This is a genomic window from Kitasatospora phosalacinea, assembly GCF_000717185.1.
GTDB classification, from domain to species: domain Bacteria; phylum Actinomycetota; class Actinomycetes; order Streptomycetales; family Streptomycetaceae; genus Kitasatospora; species Kitasatospora phosalacinea_A.
The window spans coordinates 1-19,240 of the sequence record NZ_JNYE01000126.1; the positions used below are offsets into that span (position 1 = coordinate 1).

The 19,240-nt window shown below is 74.4% G+C and carries 22 protein-coding genes; 16 read left to right on the forward strand and 6 right to left on the reverse strand.

Annotated features, from left to right (window positions below):
* Nucleotides 1-90: 90 nt before the first annotated feature.
* From OO57_RS34225 to OO57_RS34240, 4 genes are all read left to right on the forward strand, one after another.
* Nucleotides 91-1,284 (forward strand): NYN domain-containing protein, encoded by a 1,194-nt coding sequence (locus tag OO57_RS34225; protein ID WP_033256678.1) that lies wholly within the window; start codon nt 91-93, stop codon nt 1,282-1,284.
* 66 nt (nt 1,285-1,350) lie between these two features.
* Nucleotides 1,351-2,316, forward strand: coding sequence for an ABC transporter ATP-binding protein (locus OO57_RS34230; protein ID WP_033256679.1), 966 nt, complete (start codon nt 1,351-1,353; stop codon nt 2,314-2,316).
* The gene (locus OO57_RS34235; RefSeq protein ID WP_033256680.1) at nt 2,313-3,107 is read left to right on the forward strand and encodes an ABC transporter permease; all 795 of its coding nucleotides are present in this window, start codon (nt 2,313-2,315) and stop codon (nt 3,105-3,107) included. The genes OO57_RS34230 and OO57_RS34235 overlap by 4 nt, the downstream gene beginning before the upstream one ends.
* 148 nt (nt 3,108-3,255) lie before the next feature.
* Nucleotides 3,256-3,915, forward strand: a complete 660-nt coding sequence (locus tag OO57_RS34240) for a hypothetical protein (protein WP_033256681.1) — start codon at nt 3,256-3,258, stop codon at nt 3,913-3,915.
* 79 nt (nt 3,916-3,994) lie between these two features.
* Here OO57_RS34240 and ybaK read toward each other — a convergent pair whose 3' ends face one another.
* The 3 genes from ybaK to OO57_RS34255 all read right to left on the reverse strand — a co-directional run bounded on the left by ybaK (nt 3,995) and on the right by OO57_RS34255 (nt 6,938).
* Nucleotides 3,995-4,486 carry a Cys-tRNA(Pro) deacylase gene (ybaK, locus tag OO57_RS34245; RefSeq protein WP_033256682.1) on the reverse strand — a complete coding sequence of 164 codons (492 nt, stop codon included), beginning with the start codon at nt 4,484-4,486 and terminating at the stop codon, nt 3,995-3,997.
* Nucleotides 4,487-4,495: 9 nt separating this feature from the next.
* Nucleotides 4,496-5,224 (reverse strand): LON peptidase substrate-binding domain-containing protein, encoded by a 729-nt coding sequence (locus OO57_RS34250; protein ID WP_033256683.1) that lies wholly within the window; start codon nt 5,222-5,224, stop codon nt 4,496-4,498.
* A gap of 61 nt (nt 5,225-5,285) precedes the next feature.
* Entirely contained in the window at nt 5,286-6,938 is a 1,653-nt protein-coding gene (locus OO57_RS34255; protein WP_033256684.1) for a hypothetical protein, read from the reverse strand.
* Between the two features lie 94 nt (nt 6,939-7,032).
* Between OO57_RS34255 and hisD the strand changes: the two genes are divergently transcribed.
* From hisD to hisF, 8 genes are read left to right on the forward strand one after another with little or no spacing between them, the layout of a single operon-like run.
* Nucleotides 7,033-8,340 (forward strand): histidinol dehydrogenase, encoded by a 1,308-nt coding sequence (gene hisD / locus OO57_RS34260; RefSeq protein WP_033256685.1) that lies wholly within the window; start codon nt 7,033-7,035, stop codon nt 8,338-8,340.
* A complete protein-coding gene (locus OO57_RS34265) occupies nt 8,337-9,437 on the forward strand; it encodes a histidinol-phosphate transaminase (RefSeq protein ID WP_033256686.1) in 1,101 nt (366 codons plus the stop codon). Before hisD ends, OO57_RS34265 begins: the two co-directional genes overlap by 4 nt.
* Nucleotides 9,438-9,442: 5 nt before the next feature.
* Complete coding sequence (hisB, locus tag OO57_RS34270; protein ID WP_030463810.1) at nt 9,443-10,036, forward strand: imidazoleglycerol-phosphate dehydratase HisB; 594 nt, start codon at nt 9,443-9,445, stop codon at nt 10,034-10,036.
* Nucleotides 10,036-10,179, forward strand: coding sequence for a hypothetical protein (locus OO57_RS44965; RefSeq protein ID WP_033256687.1), 144 nt, complete (start codon nt 10,036-10,038; stop codon nt 10,177-10,179). Before hisB ends, OO57_RS44965 begins: the two co-directional genes overlap by 1 nt.
* A gap of 25 nt (nt 10,180-10,204) precedes the next feature.
* Nucleotides 10,205-10,840, forward strand: a complete 636-nt coding sequence (hisH, locus tag OO57_RS34280) for an imidazole glycerol phosphate synthase subunit HisH (protein WP_033256688.1) — start codon at nt 10,205-10,207, stop codon at nt 10,838-10,840.
* A 22-nt stretch (nt 10,841-10,862) separates the two neighbouring features.
* Nucleotides 10,863-11,591 carry a bifunctional 1-(5-phosphoribosyl)-5-((5-phosphoribosylamino)methylideneamino)imidazole-4-carboxamide isomerase/phosphoribosylanthranilate isomerase PriA gene (priA, locus tag OO57_RS34285; protein WP_033256689.1) on the forward strand — a complete coding sequence of 243 codons (729 nt, stop codon included), beginning with the start codon at nt 10,863-10,865 and terminating at the stop codon, nt 11,589-11,591.
* Nucleotides 11,588-12,025, forward strand: a complete 438-nt coding sequence (locus tag OO57_RS34290; protein ID WP_051778621.1) for a RidA family protein — start codon at nt 11,588-11,590, stop codon at nt 12,023-12,025. The genes priA and OO57_RS34290 overlap by 4 nt, the downstream gene beginning before the upstream one ends.
* Nucleotides 12,022-12,792 (forward strand): imidazole glycerol phosphate synthase subunit HisF, encoded by a 771-nt coding sequence (gene hisF / locus OO57_RS34295; protein ID WP_033256690.1) that lies wholly within the window; start codon nt 12,022-12,024, stop codon nt 12,790-12,792. The genes OO57_RS34290 and hisF overlap by 4 nt, the downstream gene beginning before the upstream one ends.
* A gap of 141 nt (nt 12,793-12,933) precedes the next feature.
* On the opposite strand, the gene OO57_RS34300 is transcribed toward hisF, so the two are convergent.
* From OO57_RS34300 to OO57_RS34310, 3 genes are all read right to left on the reverse strand, one after another.
* A complete protein-coding gene (locus OO57_RS34300) occupies nt 12,934-13,701 on the reverse strand; it encodes a VOC family protein (protein ID WP_033256691.1) in 768 nt (255 codons plus the stop codon).
* Nucleotides 13,702-13,801: 100 nt separating this feature from the next.
* Complete coding sequence (locus tag OO57_RS34305) at nt 13,802-14,452, reverse strand: TIGR03085 family metal-binding protein (RefSeq protein WP_033256692.1); 651 nt, start codon at nt 14,450-14,452, stop codon at nt 13,802-13,804.
* Nucleotides 14,453-14,468: 16 nt separating this feature from the next.
* On the reverse strand, nt 14,469-14,981 hold the full coding sequence (locus tag OO57_RS34310) for a septum formation family protein (RefSeq protein WP_033256693.1): 513 nt from the start codon (nt 14,979-14,981) through the stop codon (nt 14,469-14,471).
* 155 nt (nt 14,982-15,136) lie between these two features.
* Between OO57_RS34310 and OO57_RS34315 the strand changes: the two genes are divergently transcribed.
* From OO57_RS34315 to OO57_RS34330, 4 genes are all read left to right on the forward strand, one after another.
* A complete protein-coding gene (locus OO57_RS34315) occupies nt 15,137-15,451 on the forward strand; it encodes a hypothetical protein (protein ID WP_033256694.1) in 315 nt (104 codons plus the stop codon).
* The gene (locus OO57_RS34320) at nt 15,451-17,097 is read left to right on the forward strand and encodes a WXG100 family type VII secretion target (RefSeq protein ID WP_033256695.1); all 1,647 of its coding nucleotides are present in this window, start codon (nt 15,451-15,453) and stop codon (nt 17,095-17,097) included. Before OO57_RS34315 ends, OO57_RS34320 begins: the two co-directional genes overlap by 1 nt.
* Before the next feature lie 62 nt (nt 17,098-17,159).
* Nucleotides 17,160-17,534 (forward strand): phosphoribosyl-AMP cyclohydrolase, encoded by a 375-nt coding sequence (hisI, locus tag OO57_RS34325; protein WP_033256696.1) that lies wholly within the window; start codon nt 17,160-17,162, stop codon nt 17,532-17,534.
* 66 nt (nt 17,535-17,600) lie between these two features.
* Nucleotides 17,601-19,106 carry an anthranilate synthase component I gene (locus OO57_RS34330; protein WP_033256697.1) on the forward strand — a complete coding sequence of 502 codons (1,506 nt, stop codon included), beginning with the start codon at nt 17,601-17,603 and terminating at the stop codon, nt 19,104-19,106.
* Nucleotides 19,107-19,240 lie beyond the last annotated feature (134 nt).

A 19,240-nucleotide genomic window follows, 5' to 3' on the forward strand; every position in this document is an offset into this window, starting at 1 on the left:
GGCGAACGGGGGGTAAAGGTGTGCCCAACGGTCGCCGGGCCGCCGGGCGGAGCCCCACCGCCGGGCCGGGCCGAGGAAGAGGTGCCGGAGATGGACCGCTGCGTCGTCCTGGTCGACGCGGGCTACCTGCTGGGCGCGGCCGCCAGTCTGCTCGCGGGGGAGCCGGGCCGTTCCCGGATCGCCGTCGACCACCCGGTGCTGATCGGTGCGCTGCGCGAGCGGGCCGAGGAGGAGACCGGCCTGCCGCTGCTGCGGATCTACTGGTTCGACGCGGCCGTCGACCGCCGTCCCGCCCCCGAGCACCGCAGGCTGCGGGTGCTGCCCCGGGTCACCGTCCGGCTGGGCGCGCTGACCAGGGCCGAGGGCCGCTGGGTGCAGAAGGGCGTGGACGCGGCGATGCACGCCGAACTCAGCGAGCTGGCCCGCAACCACGCCTGTGCCGACGTGGTGCTGGTCACCGGCGACGGGGACCTGCTGCCCGGCGTCGCCTCCGCGAAGGAGCACGGCGTCGCCGTCCACCTGTGGGCGCTGGAGGCCGCGGACGGGGACTTCAACCAGTCCGAGGAGCTGGTCGGCGAGGCCGACGAGCGCCGGGTGCTGGACCGGCAGTGGATCGAACGCTGGGCCCGCCCCAAGGAGACCGCCGAGCCCGTCCCCCGGGTGCTGCCCGTCGCCGTGCTGCCCGCCGCCGCGCCGCGACCCCGCCCCGTCCCGCTGGTGCCCGCGCCCGCGGCCGCCGTCGCGGCCGCCGCCGCCGTGCCCGCCCCCGCCCGCAGCGCCCCGCTGCGGGTCATCCCCACGCCCAAGGACCTCGCCGGGCGCGCCGCCACCGGCCCGCCCGCCGCCGCGGTGTCCGTCGGGCCGGTGCTGCGCTGGTCGTCCGACCGCGGCTGGGTCGACCGCGCCGACGGCGCCACCGCCGCCGACGCCCTGCCCACCCTGGACCGGCTCACCACCTCCGCCCAGCGCTGGGCCGACCGCGAGGAGGACATCACCAGCGTCGGCGGCGACCCGCAGGAGGTCGGCCAGGTCTTCGCCCGCCGCTGGCTCGACCGCCTCGCCGCCGCCGAGCGCCCCGAGCTGCTGTGGACCGACCACCCGCGCATCCCGCACCGCCTGGACGGCGAACTGCTGCGCTACGCCGCCCGGTTCGGCCTGCTCGCGCACAAGGAGGACCAGATCGACGAACAGGACAGGTACGCGATCCGGGAGGGCTTCTGGAAGGAGCTCGCCGCCCGCGTCCCCGACGCCCGGCGCACCCCGGAGGCCCTCCGGGAGGACTGACGCCCGGGGCGCGGCCCGGACCCCGCGTGTCCGGAACGCCCCTTACGGCGCGTAGAGTCTTCCGACGTGAGCAAGGCACCTCAGGGCTGCTGCACGGTCAGCGGCCTGGTCAAGACCTACCGGGCGGGCGGCACCGAGGTCAGGGCCAACGACGGCATCGACCTCGACGTCCGGCGCGGCGAGGTCTTCGGCCTGCTCGGCCCCAACGGCGCCGGGAAGTCCACCCTGGTGCGCCAGCTCACCGGCCTGCTCCGCCCCGACTCCGGCAGCATCGACCTGCTCGGCCACGACGTCGTCCGGCACCCCGAACGGGCCGCCCGGCTGCTCGGCTACCTCGGCCAGGAGTCCACCGCCCTCGACGAGCTCACCGTCGCCCTGGCCGCCGAGACCACCGGCCGCCTGCGCGGCCTCACCCGGGCCGCCGCCCGCGCCGAGACCGCCGACGTGATCGCCGAGCTCGGCCTCGGAGCGCTCGCCCACCGCCCGCTCGCCAAGCTCTCCGGCGGCCAGCGCCGCCTCGCCTGCTTCGCCGCCGTCCTGATCGGCGAGCGCCCGCTGCTCGTCCTGGACGAACCCACCACCGGCATGGACCCCGTCGCCCGCCGCGCCGTCTGGAGCGCCGTCGACCGCCGCCGCGCCGAACGCGGCACCACCGTGCTGCTGGTCACCCACAACGTCATCGAGGCCGAGACCGTCCTCGACCGGGTCGCCGTGATCGACGCGGGCAGGGTCATCGCCTGCGACACGCCCGGCGGCCTCAAGGCGCTCGTCGACGGCCACGTCCGGCTCGACCTGGTCTGGCGCACCGACGCACCGCTCACCGTCCCCGCCGTCGCCGCGCTCGCCGAACGCGCCGAGCGCACCGGCCGCCGCTGGACCCTGCGCACCACCCCCGACGAGGCCCGCGAACTGGTCGCCGCCGTCACCACCGGCCCCGCCTTCGCCGCCCTCGACGACTTCACCCTCGCCACCCCCACCCTGGAGGACGCCTACCTCCGGCTCGGCGGCCGGACCGGAGGACTCGCCCGATGACGCTGCTCGACACCCCCGCCGTCAGCACCGCCCCCGCCCCGCTCGCCCCCGCCGCCCGGCTGCTGCCCGCCCTGGCCGCCGTCTACCGCGCCCAGCTGGCCCGGGCCAAGGTCTCCCGGATCCCGCTGCTGTTCGTCGCGACCTTCCAGTCCGTCGGCATCCTGGTCATGATGCGGGGGGTCGTCGACCCCGGCGACAACCCCTCCGCGCACGCGGTGGTCGCGGGCTCCGCCGTCCTGGTCGTCGCCTTCGTCGCGCTCAACCTGCTCGCCCAGTACTTCGGGAAGCTCCGCGCCACCGGCGGCCTCGACCACTACGCGACCCTGCCCGTGCCGCCCGCCTCCGTGGTCCTCGGCACCGCCGCCGCGTACGCCTCCTTCACCGTCCCCGGGGTCTTCGTGACCGCCGGGATCGGCAGCTGGATGTTCGAACTGCCGGTCGCCCGGACGTGGATCCTGCTCGCCGTCATCCCGCTCTCCGGCGCCGCCCTCGCCGGGCTCGGCGCCGCGCTCGGGCTGCTCGCCCCCCGCCAGGAGCTCGCCACCCTCGCCGGGCAGCTCGGCATGTCCGCGGCCCTGCTGCTCGGCGTCCTGCCCGCCTCCCGGCTCCCCGAGCCGGTGCAGTGGCTGCGCGACCTGCTCCCCTCCAGCTACGGCGTCGACGCCTTCGCCCTCACCTTCGCCCCGCACCCCGACTGGGGCCGCGTCCTCCTCGACCTCGGCGTCTGCGGCGCGGTCGGCCTGGTCTCGCTCACCCTCGCCACCTGGGCGTACCGGCGCGCTGCGCGCTGAGAGGCTCCGCACGGGGTCGTTCCGGGGCGGAGAGCGACAGCTTTCGGGTGGGTCGTGCTGGTTCGTCGGGGCGGTGGCCCGGTGCTGTACGGGGTCGTTCCGAGGTGGAGACCGACAGCTTTCGGGTGGGTCGTGAAACGATGGGGTCGTGACCGTACCGAACACACCTGCGGGCAGCACGCCCGGGCCGGACCCCTACGCCCCGGTCTTCCCGCCGCAGCCGTCCGCCCGTGCGGAGCGGCCGCCGCTCGGCCCCGAACTGCGGATCGGAGCGGTCATCACCGTCGCCGGGGCGGTCCTCGGCCTCGGCCTCGGGCTGCTCTGGCTCTGGCTGGCGCCCCGGGTCGGCTACGCCGTCCAGGACAACCACATCCTGTACCGCGACCCGGAGGGCGAGGAGCTGATCGGTGCGGCCGGCGTCTTCTCCCTGCTCGGCCTCGGCCTCGGCCTGCTGACCTCGCTGGGCGCCTTCCTGTGGACCCGGGCCCGCGGCGGCGGCATCTCCGTCGCGGTCGGCCTCGCCGCGGGCGGCCTGCTCGGCTCCGTCATCGCCTGGCAGCTCGGCACCCACCTCGGCGCCACCACCGACCTGCGCGCCCACGCGCTCTCCGTCGGCAACGGCGGCACCTTCGACGGGCCGCTGGAGCTCACCGCGAAGGGGGCGCTGATGGTCTGGCCGATGACGGCGATGATCGTGCTGCTGTTCCTCTCCGCGACCTTCGGCAAGCGGGAGCCGGACCAGCCGCCGTACTGGGCCACCCCGGGGCCCGCGGCGCCGCAGCAGGGCCCTTCGCTCGACAAGGCGTGAACGGCTGACAGGTCCCCGCGCCCCCTGCGGTGCGCTTCCCTGCGGGGATTCCCGGCGGTGCGCTTCCGGGCGGTGCTTCTCAGGGCTTGGCGATGGGGGCGGTGAGGGCCGCGGTGAGGCGGACGAGGTCGGCGGGGGCGAGTTCGACCTCGGTGCCGCGCTTGCCCGCGGAGACGAAGACGGTGGGGTGGGCGAGGGCGCCGGAGTCGACGACGGTGCGGAGCTTCTTGCGCTGGCCGAGCGGGGAGATGCCGCCGACCACGTAGCCGGTGGAGCGTTCGGCGGCGGCGGGGTCGGCCATGGCGGCGCGCTTGGTGCCGAGGGCGGCGGCGAGGGCCTTGAGGTCGAGCTGGCCGGAGACCGGGACGACCGCGACGGCGAGGGCGCCGTCGGTCTCGGCGAGCAGGGTCTTGAAGACGCGGTCGGCGGAGACGCCCATCGCCTCGGCGGCCTCGGCGCCGTAGGAGGCGGCGGCCGGGTCGTGGGCGTACTCGTGGACGGTGAACGGGACGCCCGCGGTGTCGAGGGCGACGGTGGCGGGGGTGCCGCCGGTGGTCTTCTTCTTGGCCAAGGGGGGTCCTCAGTTGGGGCTGAACGCCTGGCGGGTGAGGTCGACGGCGGGCAGGGAGGGGAGTTTGGCGAGGACCGCGCTCTCGTGGCGGAGCAGGGCGAGTTCGCGGGTGAGGCGCTGGGCGTTGTCGGGGCAGGCGAGGAGCTCCTGCTTGACCTTGGTGGGCAGCGAGGTCGCGGCGGCGACCAGGTAGGAGAGGACCTGCGGGTCGTCGGGGAGCTCGGGTTCGCCGCTGAGGGTGGCCTCGCGGGCCCCGGCGAGGCGCTTCTGGTAGGTGCGGAAGGCGCGTTCGACGCCCGCGGCGAGCGCGCCGGAGCCCTCGCCGGGCTCCTCGGGCAGCACGGAGACCTCGCCGACCAGGTAGGGGCCGGTGGCGTCGAGGGCGCGCAGCCGGAACCGGGTGGTGCCGGTGACGAGGAGTTCGTAGCGGCCCTCGGGCTGCTCCCGGACGGAGGCGACGTCGGCGACGCAGCCGACCGGGTAGAGCGCCTCCAGCGGGTCGCCGCCGGGGGCGCCGATGCCGTCCAACGGGCCTGCGGGAGCGTCGAGTTCGCGGACGGGCGCGGTCTCCCGGCCGTCCTTGACGGCGACCACGCCGAAGCGGCGCGGCGCGTCCTCGGGCTGTTCGAGCAGGTCGGCGACCAAGTGGCGGTAGCGCTCCTCGAAGACGTGCAGGGGCATCACCAGGCCCGGGTACAGGACCGTGTTCAGCGGGAAGAGCGGGAGCCGATCAGTCACGGCGGACAGCGTAGTTGGCGGCGGGCCGCCGCCGCGCCGCAGTTGTCCGCCGCCGGGGGTGTCAGCCGCGCTGGAGCAGCCTGGTGACGCCCGCGACGGCGGTGGTGGCGAGCACCCAGCCGGTCAGCACCAGGGCCGTGGCGATCCACTGGCCGGCGGGGTCCGGGTCCCAGCCGTTCTGGCCGAGGTCGATCAGCGGGAGGACCTTGCCGGCCGCGTACAGGGCGGGGTTCCACCGCACGTGCTCGTCGGCCTTGACGGGGGCGGGCTCGTGGGCGGCGAAGTACGCGGTGCCGAGCACCCAGGCGAGGACCAGCCAGGCGGCGGCCCGGCCGGGCCGGTAGCCGTAGCCGACGGCGGCGTCCTGGAGGTGGCCCCAGAGCCGGCCGGGCAGCGGCAGGGTGCGGCGGCGGCGGCGCTGCTTGGCGTACAGGACGGTGCGGGCGTCCTCGTCGGCGCCGTCGCGGCGCAGGGCGGCGGCGAGCTGCTCGTACGCCTCGGGGCGGAACTCCCGGCCGGAGTCGACCCAGGCGATCCGGCGCTCCAGCGGGAAGGGCTCGGTGGGGCGGAGCGACTCGTAGCTGAAGCCGGTGAGTGAGACGTGGTGGGCGGTGGGCCAGGCGGAGGGGGCGTCGACCAGGTTGCCGATCCGGGCGCGGTTGAGGCTGACCGGGCCGGTGGGCGGGGTGTCGCAGGTGAAGCGGAGTTCGGGGCTCTGGATCCGGCTGAGCGTGAGCTCCTCGCCCTCGCCGAGGTGGAACTCGGCGTTGGTGATCAGGACGGCGTTGTCGAAGCGCCCGTCGGAGAGCCGGATCCTCCCCCAGGAGCGGAACGGGGTGTGGGTGGTGTCCCGGTAGGGGGCGGCGGCCGTGGACCCGCCGTAGCCGGAGCCGTAGACGGTGCGCGAGCCCGTCCAGTTGGCGTCCTCGGAGCCGGACAGGTACAGGGTGTGGCCGACGGTGACCCGGGCCGCGTTGATCGCGTTCGGGTTGTCCGGGCCCGCGGCCCGCAGCGAGCCGCCGCGCAGCGAGAGCCGCCCGCCGATCCGGGCCGAGCGCAGGCTGAGCTCGCCGAGCAGGTCGAGGCGTTCGGCCTCGCAGTCCTGGTTGATCGCGATCCCGTCGGCGGAGACCGCCCGCCCGTACGCGTCCGGGCCGACGGCGGTCTGGTTGAGCAGCAGGTCGGTGCCGATCCGGGCGTCGGTGAGCCGGACGCCGCCGGGTATGCCGCAGCGGGCGAGGTGCACGTCGCCCTCGCTGGCCAGCCGGGAGGCCTCCAGCCGGGGGAGGGCGCAGGAGACGATCCGCAGGGTGCCCGCGGTGGCCTCGGAGAGCAGCAGCTTGCGTTCGAAGCGGCAGAGCTGGAACTCGACGTAGCAGCCGATCCGGCCGCCCGCGAGGGTGAACTCGCCGGTGATCCGGGCGCCGGTGAGCTTGAGCGCGCTGACCTTGCCGGGGGCGGCCTCCGGGCCGTGCAGCAGCAGCCGGGCGATCACCTCGGCGCGGACGGTGCGCTCCGGGCCCCAGGCGTCCGCGCCGAACGGGTCGTCCGGGCCGTGGTGCTCGTCCGCCGGGCGGACGGCCTGCCCGGCGGGGGCGGGGAGCAGCAGCTCGACGGGGCCGCTCCCGGCCCGCAGGTCGTACACCTCGCCGTGCCGGAAGGCCTCCCACAGGCCGCGCTCGGTGTCGGTCCAGTCGTCCGGTGCCTGCTCCACCGCGCCCCCCGATGATCTTGGTTTCGTCTCACCCTTCGTATCACGGACTGAAATGCCGGGCTGTCGGTTTTCGCCACTCCTTACACTTGGGCCTGTGATCTCTCGAATCGACCTCCGCGGCTCCTCCACGGACCCGCGCGACGTGCTGCCCCGTGCCGAGTTCGACGTCGAAGCCGCCCTGGAGAAGGTCCGGCCGATCGCGGAGGACGTGCGCCATCGCGGGGTCGCGGCGCTGATCGAGATCACCGAGCGCTTCGACGGCGTCCGGCTGGAGTCCACCCGCGTCCCGGCCGGGCAGATCGCCGAGGCGCTGGAGCAGCTGGACCCGAAGGTCCGCGCCGCGCTGGAGGAGTCGATCCGCCGCGCCCGCGCCGTCCACTCCGACCAGCGCCGGGTCGGCCACACCACGCAGGTGGTGCCCGGCGGCACCGTCACCCAGCGCTGGGTGCCGGTCGACCGGGTCGGCCTGTACGTGCCCGGCGGCCTCGCGGTCTACCCGTCCTCCGTGGTGATGAACGTGGTGCCCGCCCAAGAGGCCGGGGTGCGCGGCATCGCCGTCACCTCGCCGCCGCAGAAGGCGTTCGGCGGCCGCGTCCACCCGACCATCCTGGCCGCCTGCGCGCTGCTCGGCGTGGACGAGGTCTACGCGGTCGGCGGCGCCCAGGCGGTGGCGATGTTCGCCCTCGGCACCGAGGAGTGCGAGCCGGTCAACCTGGTCACCGGCCCCGGCAACATCTACGTCGCCGCCGCCAAGCGCCTGTTCGCGGGCCGGATCGGCATCGACTCGGAGGCCGGCCCGACCGAGATCATGGTCCTCGCCGACGACACGGCGGACGCCGCGGAGGTCGCCGCCGACCTGATCAGCCAGGCCGAGCACGGCCCGACCTCCGGCTCCGTGCTGGTCACCGCCTCGCCGCTGCTGGCCGACGCGGTGGAGGCCGAACTCAAGGCGCAGGTCGCCCGCACCAAGCACTCCGAGCGGGTGGCCGAGGCGCTCGGCGGCCCGCAGTCCGGCATCATCCTGGTCGACGACCTGGAGCAGGGCCTCGCCGTGGTCAACGCCTACGCCGCCGAGCACCTGGAGATCCAGACCGCCGAGCCGCACGCCGTCTCCGAGCGGGTCCGCAACGCGGGCGCGATCTTCCTCGGCCGCTTCACCCCGGTCTCGCTGGGCGACTACGCGGCCGGCTCCAACCACGTGCTGCCCACCGGCGGCTGCGCCTGCCACTCCTCCGGCCTGTCCGTGCAGACCTTCCTGCGCGGCGTCCAGGTCGTCGAGTACGACCGCGCCGCGCTGGCCGGGATCGCCGCGCACGTGGTCAACCTGTCCGAGGCCGAGGACCTGCCCGGCCACGGCGATGCTGTGAAGGCCCGATTCGACTGGACGGTACCCGGCGCGTGACGAAGATCGACGACCTCCCCGTCCGGGACGAACTGCGCGGCCAGTCCCCGTACGGCGCACCGCAGTTGGACGTGCCCGTCCAGCTCAACACCAACGAGAACCCGTACCCGCTGCCCGAGCCGCTGGTCGCCCGGATCGCCGAGCGGGTCGCCGAGGCCGCCCGCCGGCTCAACCGCTACCCGGACCGGGACGCGGTCGAGCTGCGCACCGGCCTGGCGCGGTACCTGAGCGACACCACCGGCTTCGCCGTCGGCACCGAGCAGGTCTGGGCCGCCAACGGCTCCAACGAGGTGCTCCAGCAACTGCTGCAGACCTTCGGCGGGCCCGGCCGCACCGCGATCGGCTTCGAGCCCTCGTACTCGATGCACGCCCTGATCGCCCGCGGCACCGGCACCGGCTGGGTCTCCGGCCCGCGCAACGCGGACTTCACCATCGACCTGGACGCGGCCCGCGCGGCCATCGCCGAGCTGCGCCCGAACGTGGTGTTCGTCTGCTCGCCGAACAACCCGACCGGCACCGCCGTCGCCGCCGAGACCGTGCTCGCCCTGTACGAGGCCGCGCAGGCCGCCGGGCCCAGCATGGTGATCGTCGACGAGGCGTACGTCGAGTTCTCGCACCGCGCCTCGCTGCTGCCGCTGCTGGAGGGCCGCCCGAACCTGGTGGTCACCCGCACCATGTCCAAGGCGTTCGGCGCCGCCGGGCTGCGGCTCGGCTACCTCGCCGCCGACCCGGCCGTGGTGGACGCGGTGCAGCTGGTCCGGCTGCCCTACCACCTGTCGGCCGTCACCCAGGCCACCGCGCTGGCCTGCCTGGAGCACACCGACACCCTGCTCGGCTACGTCGACCGGCTGAAGTCCGAGCGCGACCGGGTGGTGCTCGGGCTGCGCGGACTCGGCTTCGAGGTCACCGAGTCCGACGCCAACTTCATCCAGTTCGGCCGCTTCGCCGACACCCACGCGGTGTGGCGGGCGATCCTCGACCAGGGCGTGCTGATCCGCGACAACGGCGTCCCCGGCTGGCTGCGCGTCACCGCCGGCACCCCCGCCGAGAACGACGCCTTCCTGAGCGCCGTCTCCACCGTGAGCAAGGAGCTGTAACCCGCATGTCCCGCATCGGCCGCGTCGAACGCACCACCAAGGAGACCTCCGTCCTGGTCGAGATCGACCTCGACGGAACCGGCAAGACGGACGTCTCCACGGGCGTCGGGTTCTACGACCACATGCTCGACCAGCTCGGCCGCCACGGCCTCTTCGACCTCACCGTCAAGACCGAGGGCGACCTGCACATCGACACCCACCACACCATCGAGGACACCGCCCTCGCGCTCGGCGCCGCCTTCAAGCAGGCGCTCGGCGACAAGGTCGGCATCTACCGGTTCGGCAACTGCACCGTCCCGCTGGACGAGTCGCTCGCCCAGGTCACCGTCGACCTCTCCGGCCGCCCGTACCTGGTGCACACCGAGCCCGAGAACATCGCCCCGATGATCGGCGCGTACGACACCACGATGACCCGGCACATCCTGGAGTCCTTCGTCGCCCAGGCGCAGGTCGCCCTGCACGTGCACGTGCCGTACGGCCGCAACGCCCACCACATCGTCGAGTGCCAGTTCAAGGCCCTCGCCCGGGCGCTGCGCTACGCCTCCGAGCGCGACCCGCGCGCCGCGGGCATCCTGCCGTCCACCAAGGGCGCGCTCTGATGGCCACGCTGTTCATCATCCTCGGGCTCTTCTTCGCGGGCGGCGTCTGGTCGTTCTGGAAGCAGAAGCTGCCCAAGGGCGTCGTCCTCGTCCTCGGCTTCGCCTCGGCCATGTGCCTGGCCGCCGGCGTCATGCGCCTCTAGCCGCGCGCCCCTAGGAGACCTACAGATGTCCAAGAACGTCGTGGTGCTGGACTACGGCTCCGGCAACCTGCGCTCCGCCCAGCGCGCGGTCGAGCGCACCGGCGCCACCGTCACCGTCACCTCGGACTTCCAGCAGGCGCTGGACGCCGACGGGCTGCTGGTGCCCGGCGTCGGCGCCTTCGAGGCGTGCATGCGCGGCCTGCGGGCCGTCCGCGGCGAGCAGGTCATCGGGCGCCGGCTGGCCGGGGGCCGCCCGGTGCTCGGCATCTGCGTCGGCATGCAGATCCTGTTCGAGAAGGGCGTCGAGCACGGCGTCGAGACCGCCGGGTGCGACGAGTGGCCCGGCGTCGTCGAGCCGCTGGACGCCCCGATCGTCCCGCACATGGGCTGGAACACCGTCGACGCCCCCGAGGGCACCCGGATGTTCGCCGGGATGGACCCCGACACCCGGTTCTACTTCGTGCACTCCTACGGCGTGCGGCACTGGGTGCTGGAGAGCCACTCCGAGAAGATCCGCGCCCCCAAGGTGGTCTGGGCCACCCACGGGCAGCCGTTCGTCGCCGCCGTGGAGAACGGCCCGCTCTGGGCCACCCAGTTCCACCCCGAGAAGTCCGGCGACGCCGGAGCCGCCCTGCTGACCAACTGGGTCGACACCCTCTGACGACGGAAGAGTCCTTCAGAACATGACCAACCGCCTCGAACTGCTGCCCGCCGTCGACGTCCGCGACGGCCAGGCGGTCCGCCTGGTCAAGGGCGCCTCCGGCACCGAGACCTCCTTCGGCGAGCCGCTCGCCGCCGCCCTCGCCTGGCAGAACGCCGGCGCCGAGTGGCTGCACCTGGTCGACCTCGACGCCGCCTTCGGCACCGGCAGCAACCGCGAGCTGCTCCGCGAGGTCACCGGCCGCCTCGACATCAAGGTCGAGCTGTCCGGCGGCATCCGCGACGACGAGTCCCTCGCCGCCGCCCTCGCCACCGGCTGCACCCGGGTCAACCTCGGCACCGCCGCCCTGGAGGCCCCCGAGTGGGTCGCCAAGGTCATCGCCGAGCACGGCGACAAGGTCGCCGTCGGCCTCGACGTGGTCGGCACCACCCTGCGCGGCCGCGGCTGGACCCGCGACGGCGGCCAGCTCTACGACGTGCTGGCCCGCCTCGACGCCGAGGGCTGCGCCCGCTACGTGGTCACCGACGTCAACCGCGACGGCACCCTGACCGGCCCCAACCTGCAGCTGCTGCGCGACGTCTGCGCCGCCACCGACAAGCCCGTCGTGGCCTCCGGCGGCGTGTCGTCGCTCGACGACCTGCGCGCCATCGCCACCCTGGTACCGGAGGGCGTCGAGGGCTCGATCGTGGGGAAGGCGCTCTACGAGCAGAAGTTCACCCTCGAAGAGGCCCTGGAGGCTGTGTCCCGATGAGCGACGAAACCCCGGCACCCACCACCGCCCGCACGTCCGGCGAGTCCCCCTACGAGGACCGGTACGGATTCTCCCGGGCGGTGGTGGCCGGGGACTTCGTCCTGGTCTCGGGGTGCACCGCCTACGACGACGGCGTCCCCGTCCACGAGGGCGACCCGTACGAGCAGACGCTGGCCGCCTTCGCGGTCGCCCTCGACGCGCTCGCCCGCCACGGACTCACCGCCGCCGACGTGGTCCGCACCCGGATGTACCTCACCCACGTCCGGGACTGCGACGAGGTCGGCCGCGCGCACAAGGAACTCTTCGACCAGGTCCGCCCGGTCGCCACCATGGTGGTCGTCCAGGGCCTGACCGACTCCCGGATGATGGTCGAGGTCGAGGTCGAGGCCCACCGGCCGGGCCTCGCCCGCACTTTGGAAGGCACCCAGCCGTGACACTCGCAGTACGCGTCATCCCCTGCCTGGACGTGGACGCCGGACGCGTCGTCAAGGGCGTCAACTTCCAGAACCTGCGCGACGCCGGGGACCCGGTCGAGCTCGCCAAGCTCTACGACGCCCAGGGCGCCGACGAACTCACCTTCCTCGACATCACCGCCTCCTCCGGCTCCCGCGAGACCACCTACGACGTGGTCCGCCGCACCGCCGAGCAGGTCTTCATCCCGCTCACCGTCGGCGGCGGCGTCCGCGCCGTCGAGGACGTCGACAAGCTGCTGCGCGCCGGGGCCGACAAGGTCGGCGTCAACACCGCCGCCATCGCCCGCCCCGAACTCGTCCGCGAGATCGCCCAGCGCTTCGGCCGCCAGGTCCTCGTCCTCTCGGTCGACGCCCGCCGCTGCCCCGAGGGCACCGAGACCGCCTCCGGCTTCGAGGTCACCACCCACGGCGGCCGCCGCGGCACCGGCATCGACGCCGTCGAGTGGGCGGTGCGCGCCGCCGAACTCGGCGCGGGCGAGATCCTGCTCAACTCGATGGACGCCGACGGCACCAAGGACGGCTACGACCTGGAGATGATCCGGGCCGCCCGCAAGGCCGTCTCCATCCCGGTCATCGCCTCCGGCGGCGCCGGGAAGCTCGCCGACTTCGCCCCCGCGGTCGACGCCGGGGCCGACGCCGTCCTCGCCGCCAGCGTCTTCCACTTCGGCGACCTGACGATCGGCCAGGTCAAGGACGAGCTCCGGGCCACCGGGCACCCCGTCCGCTGAGGCCCGCCGGGGCCCTCGCGGTCAGTGCCGGGGCCCCGCGGTCAGTGCCGGGGCCCTCGTGGCCACTGCCGGGGTTCCGGCGTCACTGTCGGGGTTCCGGCTCGCCGCCGGGGCTCCGGCCGTCACTGTCGGGGCTCCGGCTCACCGCCGGGGCTCCGGCTCCAGCAGCGCGAACTGGGCGCCGAACGGGTCCGCCAGCACCGCGATCCGGCCCACCGTCGGCACCTGCTCCGGCGGCACCAGCACGCTCCCGCCCAGCCGCCGCACCTCGTCGGTGGCCAGCAGCGCGTCCGCCACCGCGAAGTGCACCAGCCAGCCCACGTCCACCCGCGGGTGCACGCCCGCGATGCCGCCGAACTCCTCCCCGCCGTCCGCCGGGCCCAGCACCGCGTACTCCACCCCCGGCACGCCCGCGCTCCGGCTCCGCCAGCCGAACAGGCCCCGGTAGAACCGCAGCGCCCCCGGCACGTCCGAGGTGTGCAGCTCCGCCCAGCACAGCGCGCCCCGCGCGCCCGCGACGGCCTCCGGCCCGGCCGCCCCGCCCGTTTCCCGCACCGCGAACCGGCCGCCCGTCGGGTCGGTCAGTTGCGCGGTCCGGCCCCGCCGGCCCGGCCCCTCGGCGGGCCCGACCCGAACGGTGCCGCCCGAACGCTCCGCCGCCGCCGCGACCCCCGCCGCGTCCGCCGCGGCGAAGTGCACCGTCCAGGCGGGCATCGGCTCCGCCTCCGTCAGCGGGCCGACCCCCGCCACCGTCCGGCCCGCGCTGCGGAAGATGCCGTAGCCGTCAGGGCCGGGCGGGCCCAGCTCCCAGCCGAACAGCGAACCGTAGAACAGCCCGGACTCGGCGAGGTCCGGACTGCCCAGGCCGATCCAGCTCGGCGAACCGGGGCGGAAGTCGCTGCTCACCATGGTCGTGCGCTCCTGGGGTGCGGGGGAGGGGCCGGGCCGGGCAGGGGCCCGGGGCCAGGCTGGCACACCCACCGACCGCACCGAACGGACCGACGCGCCGTCAGGCCGCCGCCCCGGCCCCGGGCAGCGGCAGCACGTGCGACAGCGTCTCCACCGCCTCCGGCGCGCCCTCCGCCACCACCGCGGCCCGGGCGCCCCGCCCGTACAGGAACAGCACCAGCTCGCCCGGCTCCCCGCGCACCGTCACCTCCGGCGCGCCCCGCCGCCGCACCAGCGCCTCCCGGCCGTCCGGGTGCACCAGCCGCAACGAGAGCGGCGCCCGCGCGTCACCGAACCGCGCCACCGCCGGGAGCCGCCGCCACAGCGCCTCCGCCAGCTTCGCCGACGGCGGCTCCGGCTCGAACGGCACCGCGCGGCGGACGTCCTCCGCGTGCACGAAGAACTCCACCAGGTTCGCCGCCCCGTCCACCCCCGGCAGGTTGAACGGCGACCAGGCCGGCGGCCCCGAGCGGAACGACTTCACCAGCCCCTCGTACCCCCGCTCCGCGACCTTCCCCTGCACCCGCTCCGTCCACCCCGCCAGCGCCCCCACCCGGATCCCCGCCGCCGCGTCCGGCCGCCCCTCCCGCACCACCAGGTGCGCCGCCAAGTCCCGTGCCAGCCACCCCTCGCACAGCGTCGGCCCCTCCGGCCCCGCCGCCGCCAACAACCGACTCAACCGGGCCCGCTCGCCCTGCGCAAGACTCACCATGCGCCCAGCCTAAGGGTCACGGGTGGAGCGGGGCGGTCAGCTTGCGGTCCGATTGCTGATTGCTGACGGTGACGGTGCAACTGGCGTCCCGGTACCCCTGCTGGTAGTACTTCGTCAACGGGACGATCGGGCTGTTGTTGTACAGGTCGAAGCCGCCCTGCTGCCGCTGCACCGCCTCCAGCGACGGTGCGCAGAGCTCCAGCAGCGCCTTGTTGACCGCCCGGTCGTCGGCCAGCCCGTCGGGCATCACGACGTTGGCGGTGGTCTCGGCGTCGTGCGGCTGGTCGCAGGGCGTGACGGTGCTGTCCTTCACCCCGCTGATCCACGGCATCAACAGGCAGGTGCCCGGCGGGTAGTACGGGTACGGGTACGTCTTGGACGGGCTGGGGCTCGGGGTCGGGCTGGGGCTGGGGCTCGGGGGCGGTGGGGCGGCGGCCGGTTCCTTCGGGTCGGGCCACAGCAGCACCGCTGCCACGACGACGAGCGCGGCCACCAGGCCCGCCAGGAACGCCTTCTGTCGTCCGCTCATGCCAACCCCCCTGATTCGAAGGCCATTCTGATGGCACAACAGCTGTCACGTCAGTCCTTTTCGGACATTCGTTTGCTCATCCTTTGCATGCTGATCAGTAGGATGACCGGCCTGTCAGGGGGATGTCACCGGGACGTCGGAGAAAGGCAACTGCCATGGGGGACAACGGGTTTCGGGTCGAGCCCAGTGCGCTCGACCGGTACTCGTCGCTGCTGGCCGAGCAGGCCGAGCAGCTGAGCCGGATCGCGGCCGCGACCGCCGCGATCACGATCTCGTCGGACGCGTTCGGGCACCTGCCGAACGCCCAGCACCTGGCCTCGGCGTACCAGGAGCACGCCGGTGCCAGCCGCGAGAACGTCGGGCTGATCGGCAGTGCGGTGGAGGGCAGTTCGCGGGGGCTCTCGGGGGTTTCGCGGAACTACACGAGCCACGAGGACCACGTCGTGGGCACCCTGGGGGGTGGTCGCTGATGGCGCGCGGCAGTGGCGGGAGCAGCAGCACGTCGAGCAGGCCGAGGCGGCCCGACCCGCGGGAGAGCTACGCCCAGCCGCGGCAGCAGCAGCACGCGCAGGTGACCGACCCGAGCACGGTCGACACCTCCAGGCACCCGCAGCCGCAGCCGCAGCCGCACGCGCAACCGCAGACGCCCCCGGCCGGTCACGACGGCACCGGTCGGGCGCCGGCGGTGGGGGACCCGGAGGAGGTCCGTCCGGGTGCGGCGCGGCCGGCCGGCGACGACGGCGGGGAGACCGGGGGCGGTGCGTCGGACGAGCCGGAGGCCGTGCAGGAGGGCTGGTTCGGCGGTGCGCTGAAGGAGGCCGCGAGGAACGCGGCCGGCAGCCTGGGGGGCAAGGCCGGCGACTGGGCCGGGGAGCGGCTGTTCGGCTCCTCCGAGGAGGAGGAGCCGGAGCCGGAGGAGGGGACCCCGGTCGCTGCGGGGCTGGGCCGCGCCGCGACGGAGGGGATGCGCGCGTACCGGGCGGAGCACGCCGGGGCCGGGCCGGAGGGCTGGAGCACCCAGCCGGCGTACGTGTCGGGGCCGGGGGCGGAGCTGCTGAACGGCGGGAGCGACGCGTACGCGTGGGCCCGGGCGCAGATCCAGGAGTCGATCAAGAGCCTGCCGGAGGCGGAGCACAAGTCCCGGGGCGGGCTGAGCGGGGCGCTCGACGAGATGGTCGAGTGGGCGCTGGAGAAGTCCGGGCTGCTGGACATGCTGGAGAAGGTCACCGGCAACCTGGCGGAGCTGAACGGCGCGACGATGGAGTGGCAGGCACAGGCCTCCGCCGTGCGGTCGGTGGCGGCGGAGCTGCGCTCGGGCGTGATGCCGGTGGCGGAGAGCTGGGCGGGGTCGGCGAGCGACGCGTTCGGCGGCCACATGGGCAACGTCGCGGACGCGCTCGACCAGACCGCCGAGGAGATGATGCAGACCGCGCAGATCATCAACTCGGCCGCGCAGGAGTGCGCGACGGCCGAGGGCATGGTGATCGAGATCATCACCGAGGCGATCGAGTCGCTGATCGTGTCGCTGGCCGCGGAGGCGGTGCTCTCCTTCGTCACCTTCGGCGCGGCCGCGGTGGTCGGCGCGCTGCTCGACGAGGCGGAGATCGACGTCTTCGTGGCGCGGGTGGCGCGGGTGTCCACCAAGCTGGCGAAGGCGCTGGAGGAACTGCTGAAGGCCCTCCAGGAGATGGGCAAGGCGGTGAAGGCGACCCGCAAGCTCGGCGACATCGGCAAGGTGATGCAGAAGATGGAGAAGGTCGAGGCGGCCTTCAACGACGTCCGGAAGCTGGAGGAGGGCGAGAGCAGGCTCGCCAGGATCGCCCAGAAGGTCGACGAGAAGGCCACCGAGAAGGTCGGCGCCTGGGCCGAGGACAGGATCAAGGCGGGGCTGGGCATCGACGAGGAGGACCGCGGGGGCGTCGAGCGCGGTGACGGCACGCTGAAGGGCAACCTCAAGGCGGCCGGGAAGTCCTCGCTGGGGGCCCTCAAGGAGGGCTTCAACAGCGAGACGAACAGGAACGCGATGGAGCAGGAACTGCTCCACGACATCGGGCTGGACCAGGAGCCGGACCCCTACCGGGTGGACCGCTCGCGGATCCGGACGGCGTTCGGCTGAGCCGGGGCGTCCCGGCGCCGGGCAGTGCGGTTCCGCCCGGGGCGGCCTGCGAGAATGGGGCCATGTCGACCTCTCCCGCCGCCCCGGGCAGCACCGCACTGGACCAGGCGATCGCCGCCCGCCTCAAGCGCACCCCGGACGGCCTGCTGCCCGCCGTCGCCCAGCAGTACGACACCGGCGAGGTGCTGATGCTCGGGTGGATGGACGACGAGGCGCTGCACCGCACCCTGACCACCGGCCGCTGCACGTACTGGAGCCGCAGCCGGGCCGAGTACTGGGTGAAGGGCGACACCTCGGGCCACTTCCAGCACGTCAAGCAGGTCGCCCTGGACTGCGACGGGGACACCCTGCTGGTCAAGGTCGACCAGGTCGGCGCGGCCTGCCACACCGGCGACCGGACCTGCTTCGACGCCGACGTGCTGCCGCTCGCCCAGTAGCCTGTCCCCGACCGTCCGACCGTCCGACCGTCCGACCGCCCGTCCTTCTCATCCGATCGGTGTCCCATGGAACTTGAGGCTTTCCGCACGCTCGCCGCCGACACCCGGGTCATCCCGGTCACCCGCAGGCTCCTGGCGGACGGCCTCACCCCGATCGGCGTGTACCGCAGCCTCGCCGCCGAGCGGCCCGGCACCTTCCTGCTGGAGTCCGCCGAGCAGGGCCGCAGTTGGGCCCGGTACTCCTTCGTCGGGGTGCGCTCCGGCGCCGTCCTCACCGTCGGCGAGGACGGCGGCGCCCGCTGGCTCGGCGAACCCCCCGTCGGCATCCCCACCACCGGCGACCCGCTGGAGGTGCTGCGCGCCACCCTCGCCGCCCTGCACACCCCCCGGCGCCCCGACGACGGCCTCCCGCCGCTCACCGGCGGCCTGGTCGGCTACCTCGGCTACGACGTGGTGCGCCGCCTGGAGAAGCTCCCGAACCTCACCCCGGACGACCTGAAGCTCCCCGAGCTGACCCTGCTGCTCGCCACCGACCTGGCCGTCCTCGACCACGCCGACGGCACCGTGCTGCTGATCGCCAACGCGGTCAACCACAACGACCTCGCCACCGGCGTCGACGAGGCCCACGCGGACGCCGTCGCCCGCCTCGACGCGATGGAGGCCGACCTGCGCCGCCCCGTCGACCCCGGCCTCGCCACGTACACCCCGACCGCCGTCGACGCGCACTCGCCGTTCGGCGGCGAGCCCTACCGCAAGGCCGTCGACGTGGTGAAGGAGCGGATCCGGGCCGGCGAGGCCTTCCAGGTCGTCCCCTCGCAGCGCTTCGAGGCGCCCTGCCGGGCCTCCGCGCTCGACGTCTACCGCGTCCTGCGCACCACCAACCCCAGCCCCTACATGTACCTGTTCCGCTTCCCCGGCCCGGACGGCGGCGCGGACGGCGGCTTCGACGTGGTCGGCTCCAGCCCCGAGGCCCTCGTCAAGGTCGCCGGGGGCGAGGCCATGCTGCACCCCATCGCCGGGACCAGGCACCGCGGCGCCACCCCGCACGAGGACGCCGAACTCGCCGCCGAACTGCTCGCCGACCCCAAGGAGCGGGCCGAGCACCTGATGCTCGTCGACCTCGGCCGCAACGACCTCGGGCGGGTCTGCGCGCCCGGCTCGGTGGAGGTCGTGGAGTTCATGACCGTCGAGCGGTACAGCCACGTCATGCACATCGTCTCCACCGTCACCGGCAAGGTCGCCGCCGACCGCAGCGCGTTCGACGTCCTCACCGCCTGCTTCCCCGCCGGCACCCTCTCCGGCGCGCCCAAGCCCCGCGCCATGCAGATCATCGAGGAGCTCGAACCCACCCGCCGCGGCCTGTACGGCGGCTGCGTCGGTTACCTGGACTTCGCGGGCGACTCCGACACGGCCATCGCCATCCGGACGGCGGTCATCCGCGACGAGACCGCGTACGTCCAGGCGGGCGCGGGCGTCGTCGCCGACTCCGACCCGCACGCGGAGGACACGGAGTGCCGCAACAAGGCGGCGGCGGTGCTCAGGGCGGTCGCGGCGGCGAACACGCTGCGCTGACGCGGGGCCTGCCCCACCCACCCACCCACCTGTGCGCGCCCCGCCGGGCCGGACCCGGCACAGCCGGGTGCGGCGGGGGTTTGGCGCTGCGCCGGGTCGGCTCCGGTTCCGCCGTAGAGGGGTGGGGGTCGGGG

What these genes read in the sequence shown, in the direction of transcription:
- OO57_RS34225 (WP_033256678.1), top strand. Translation starts at nt 91, where the DNA reads ATGGACCGCTGCGTCGTCCTGGTCGACGCGGGCTACCTGCTGGGCGCG.
- OO57_RS34235 (WP_033256680.1), top strand. Translation starts at nt 2,313, where the DNA reads ATGACGCTGCTCGACACCCCCGCCGTCAGCACCGCCCCCGCCCCGCTC.
- hisB (WP_030463810.1), top strand. Translation starts at nt 9,443, where the DNA reads ATGTCCCGCATCGGCCGCGTCGAACGCACCACCAAGGAGACCTCCGTC.
- OO57_RS44965 (WP_033256687.1), top strand. Translation starts at nt 10,036, where the DNA reads ATGGCCACGCTGTTCATCATCCTCGGGCTCTTCTTCGCGGGCGGCGTC.
- hisH (WP_033256688.1), top strand. Translation starts at nt 10,205, where the DNA reads ATGTCCAAGAACGTCGTGGTGCTGGACTACGGCTCCGGCAACCTGCGC.
- priA (WP_033256689.1), top strand. Translation starts at nt 10,863, where the DNA reads ATGACCAACCGCCTCGAACTGCTGCCCGCCGTCGACGTCCGCGACGGC.
- OO57_RS34290 (WP_051778621.1), top strand. Translation starts at nt 11,588, where the DNA reads ATGAGCGACGAAACCCCGGCACCCACCACCGCCCGCACGTCCGGCGAG.
- OO57_RS34300 (WP_033256691.1), bottom strand. Translation starts at nt 13,701, where the DNA reads ATGGTGAGCAGCGACTTCCGCCCCGGTTCGCCGAGCTGGATCGGCCTG.
- OO57_RS34305 (WP_033256692.1), bottom strand. Translation starts at nt 14,452, where the DNA reads ATGGTGAGTCTTGCGCAGGGCGAGCGGGCCCGGTTGAGTCGGTTGTTG.
- OO57_RS34310 (WP_033256693.1), bottom strand. Translation starts at nt 14,981, where the DNA reads ATGAGCGGACGACAGAAGGCGTTCCTGGCGGGCCTGGTGGCCGCGCTC.
- OO57_RS34315 (WP_033256694.1), top strand. Translation starts at nt 15,137, where the DNA reads ATGGGGGACAACGGGTTTCGGGTCGAGCCCAGTGCGCTCGACCGGTAC.
- OO57_RS34320 (WP_033256695.1), top strand. Translation starts at nt 15,451, where the DNA reads ATGGCGCGCGGCAGTGGCGGGAGCAGCAGCACGTCGAGCAGGCCGAGG.
- hisI (WP_033256696.1), top strand. Translation starts at nt 17,160, where the DNA reads ATGTCGACCTCTCCCGCCGCCCCGGGCAGCACCGCACTGGACCAGGCG.
- OO57_RS34330 (WP_033256697.1), top strand. Translation starts at nt 17,601, where the DNA reads ATGGAACTTGAGGCTTTCCGCACGCTCGCCGCCGACACCCGGGTCATC.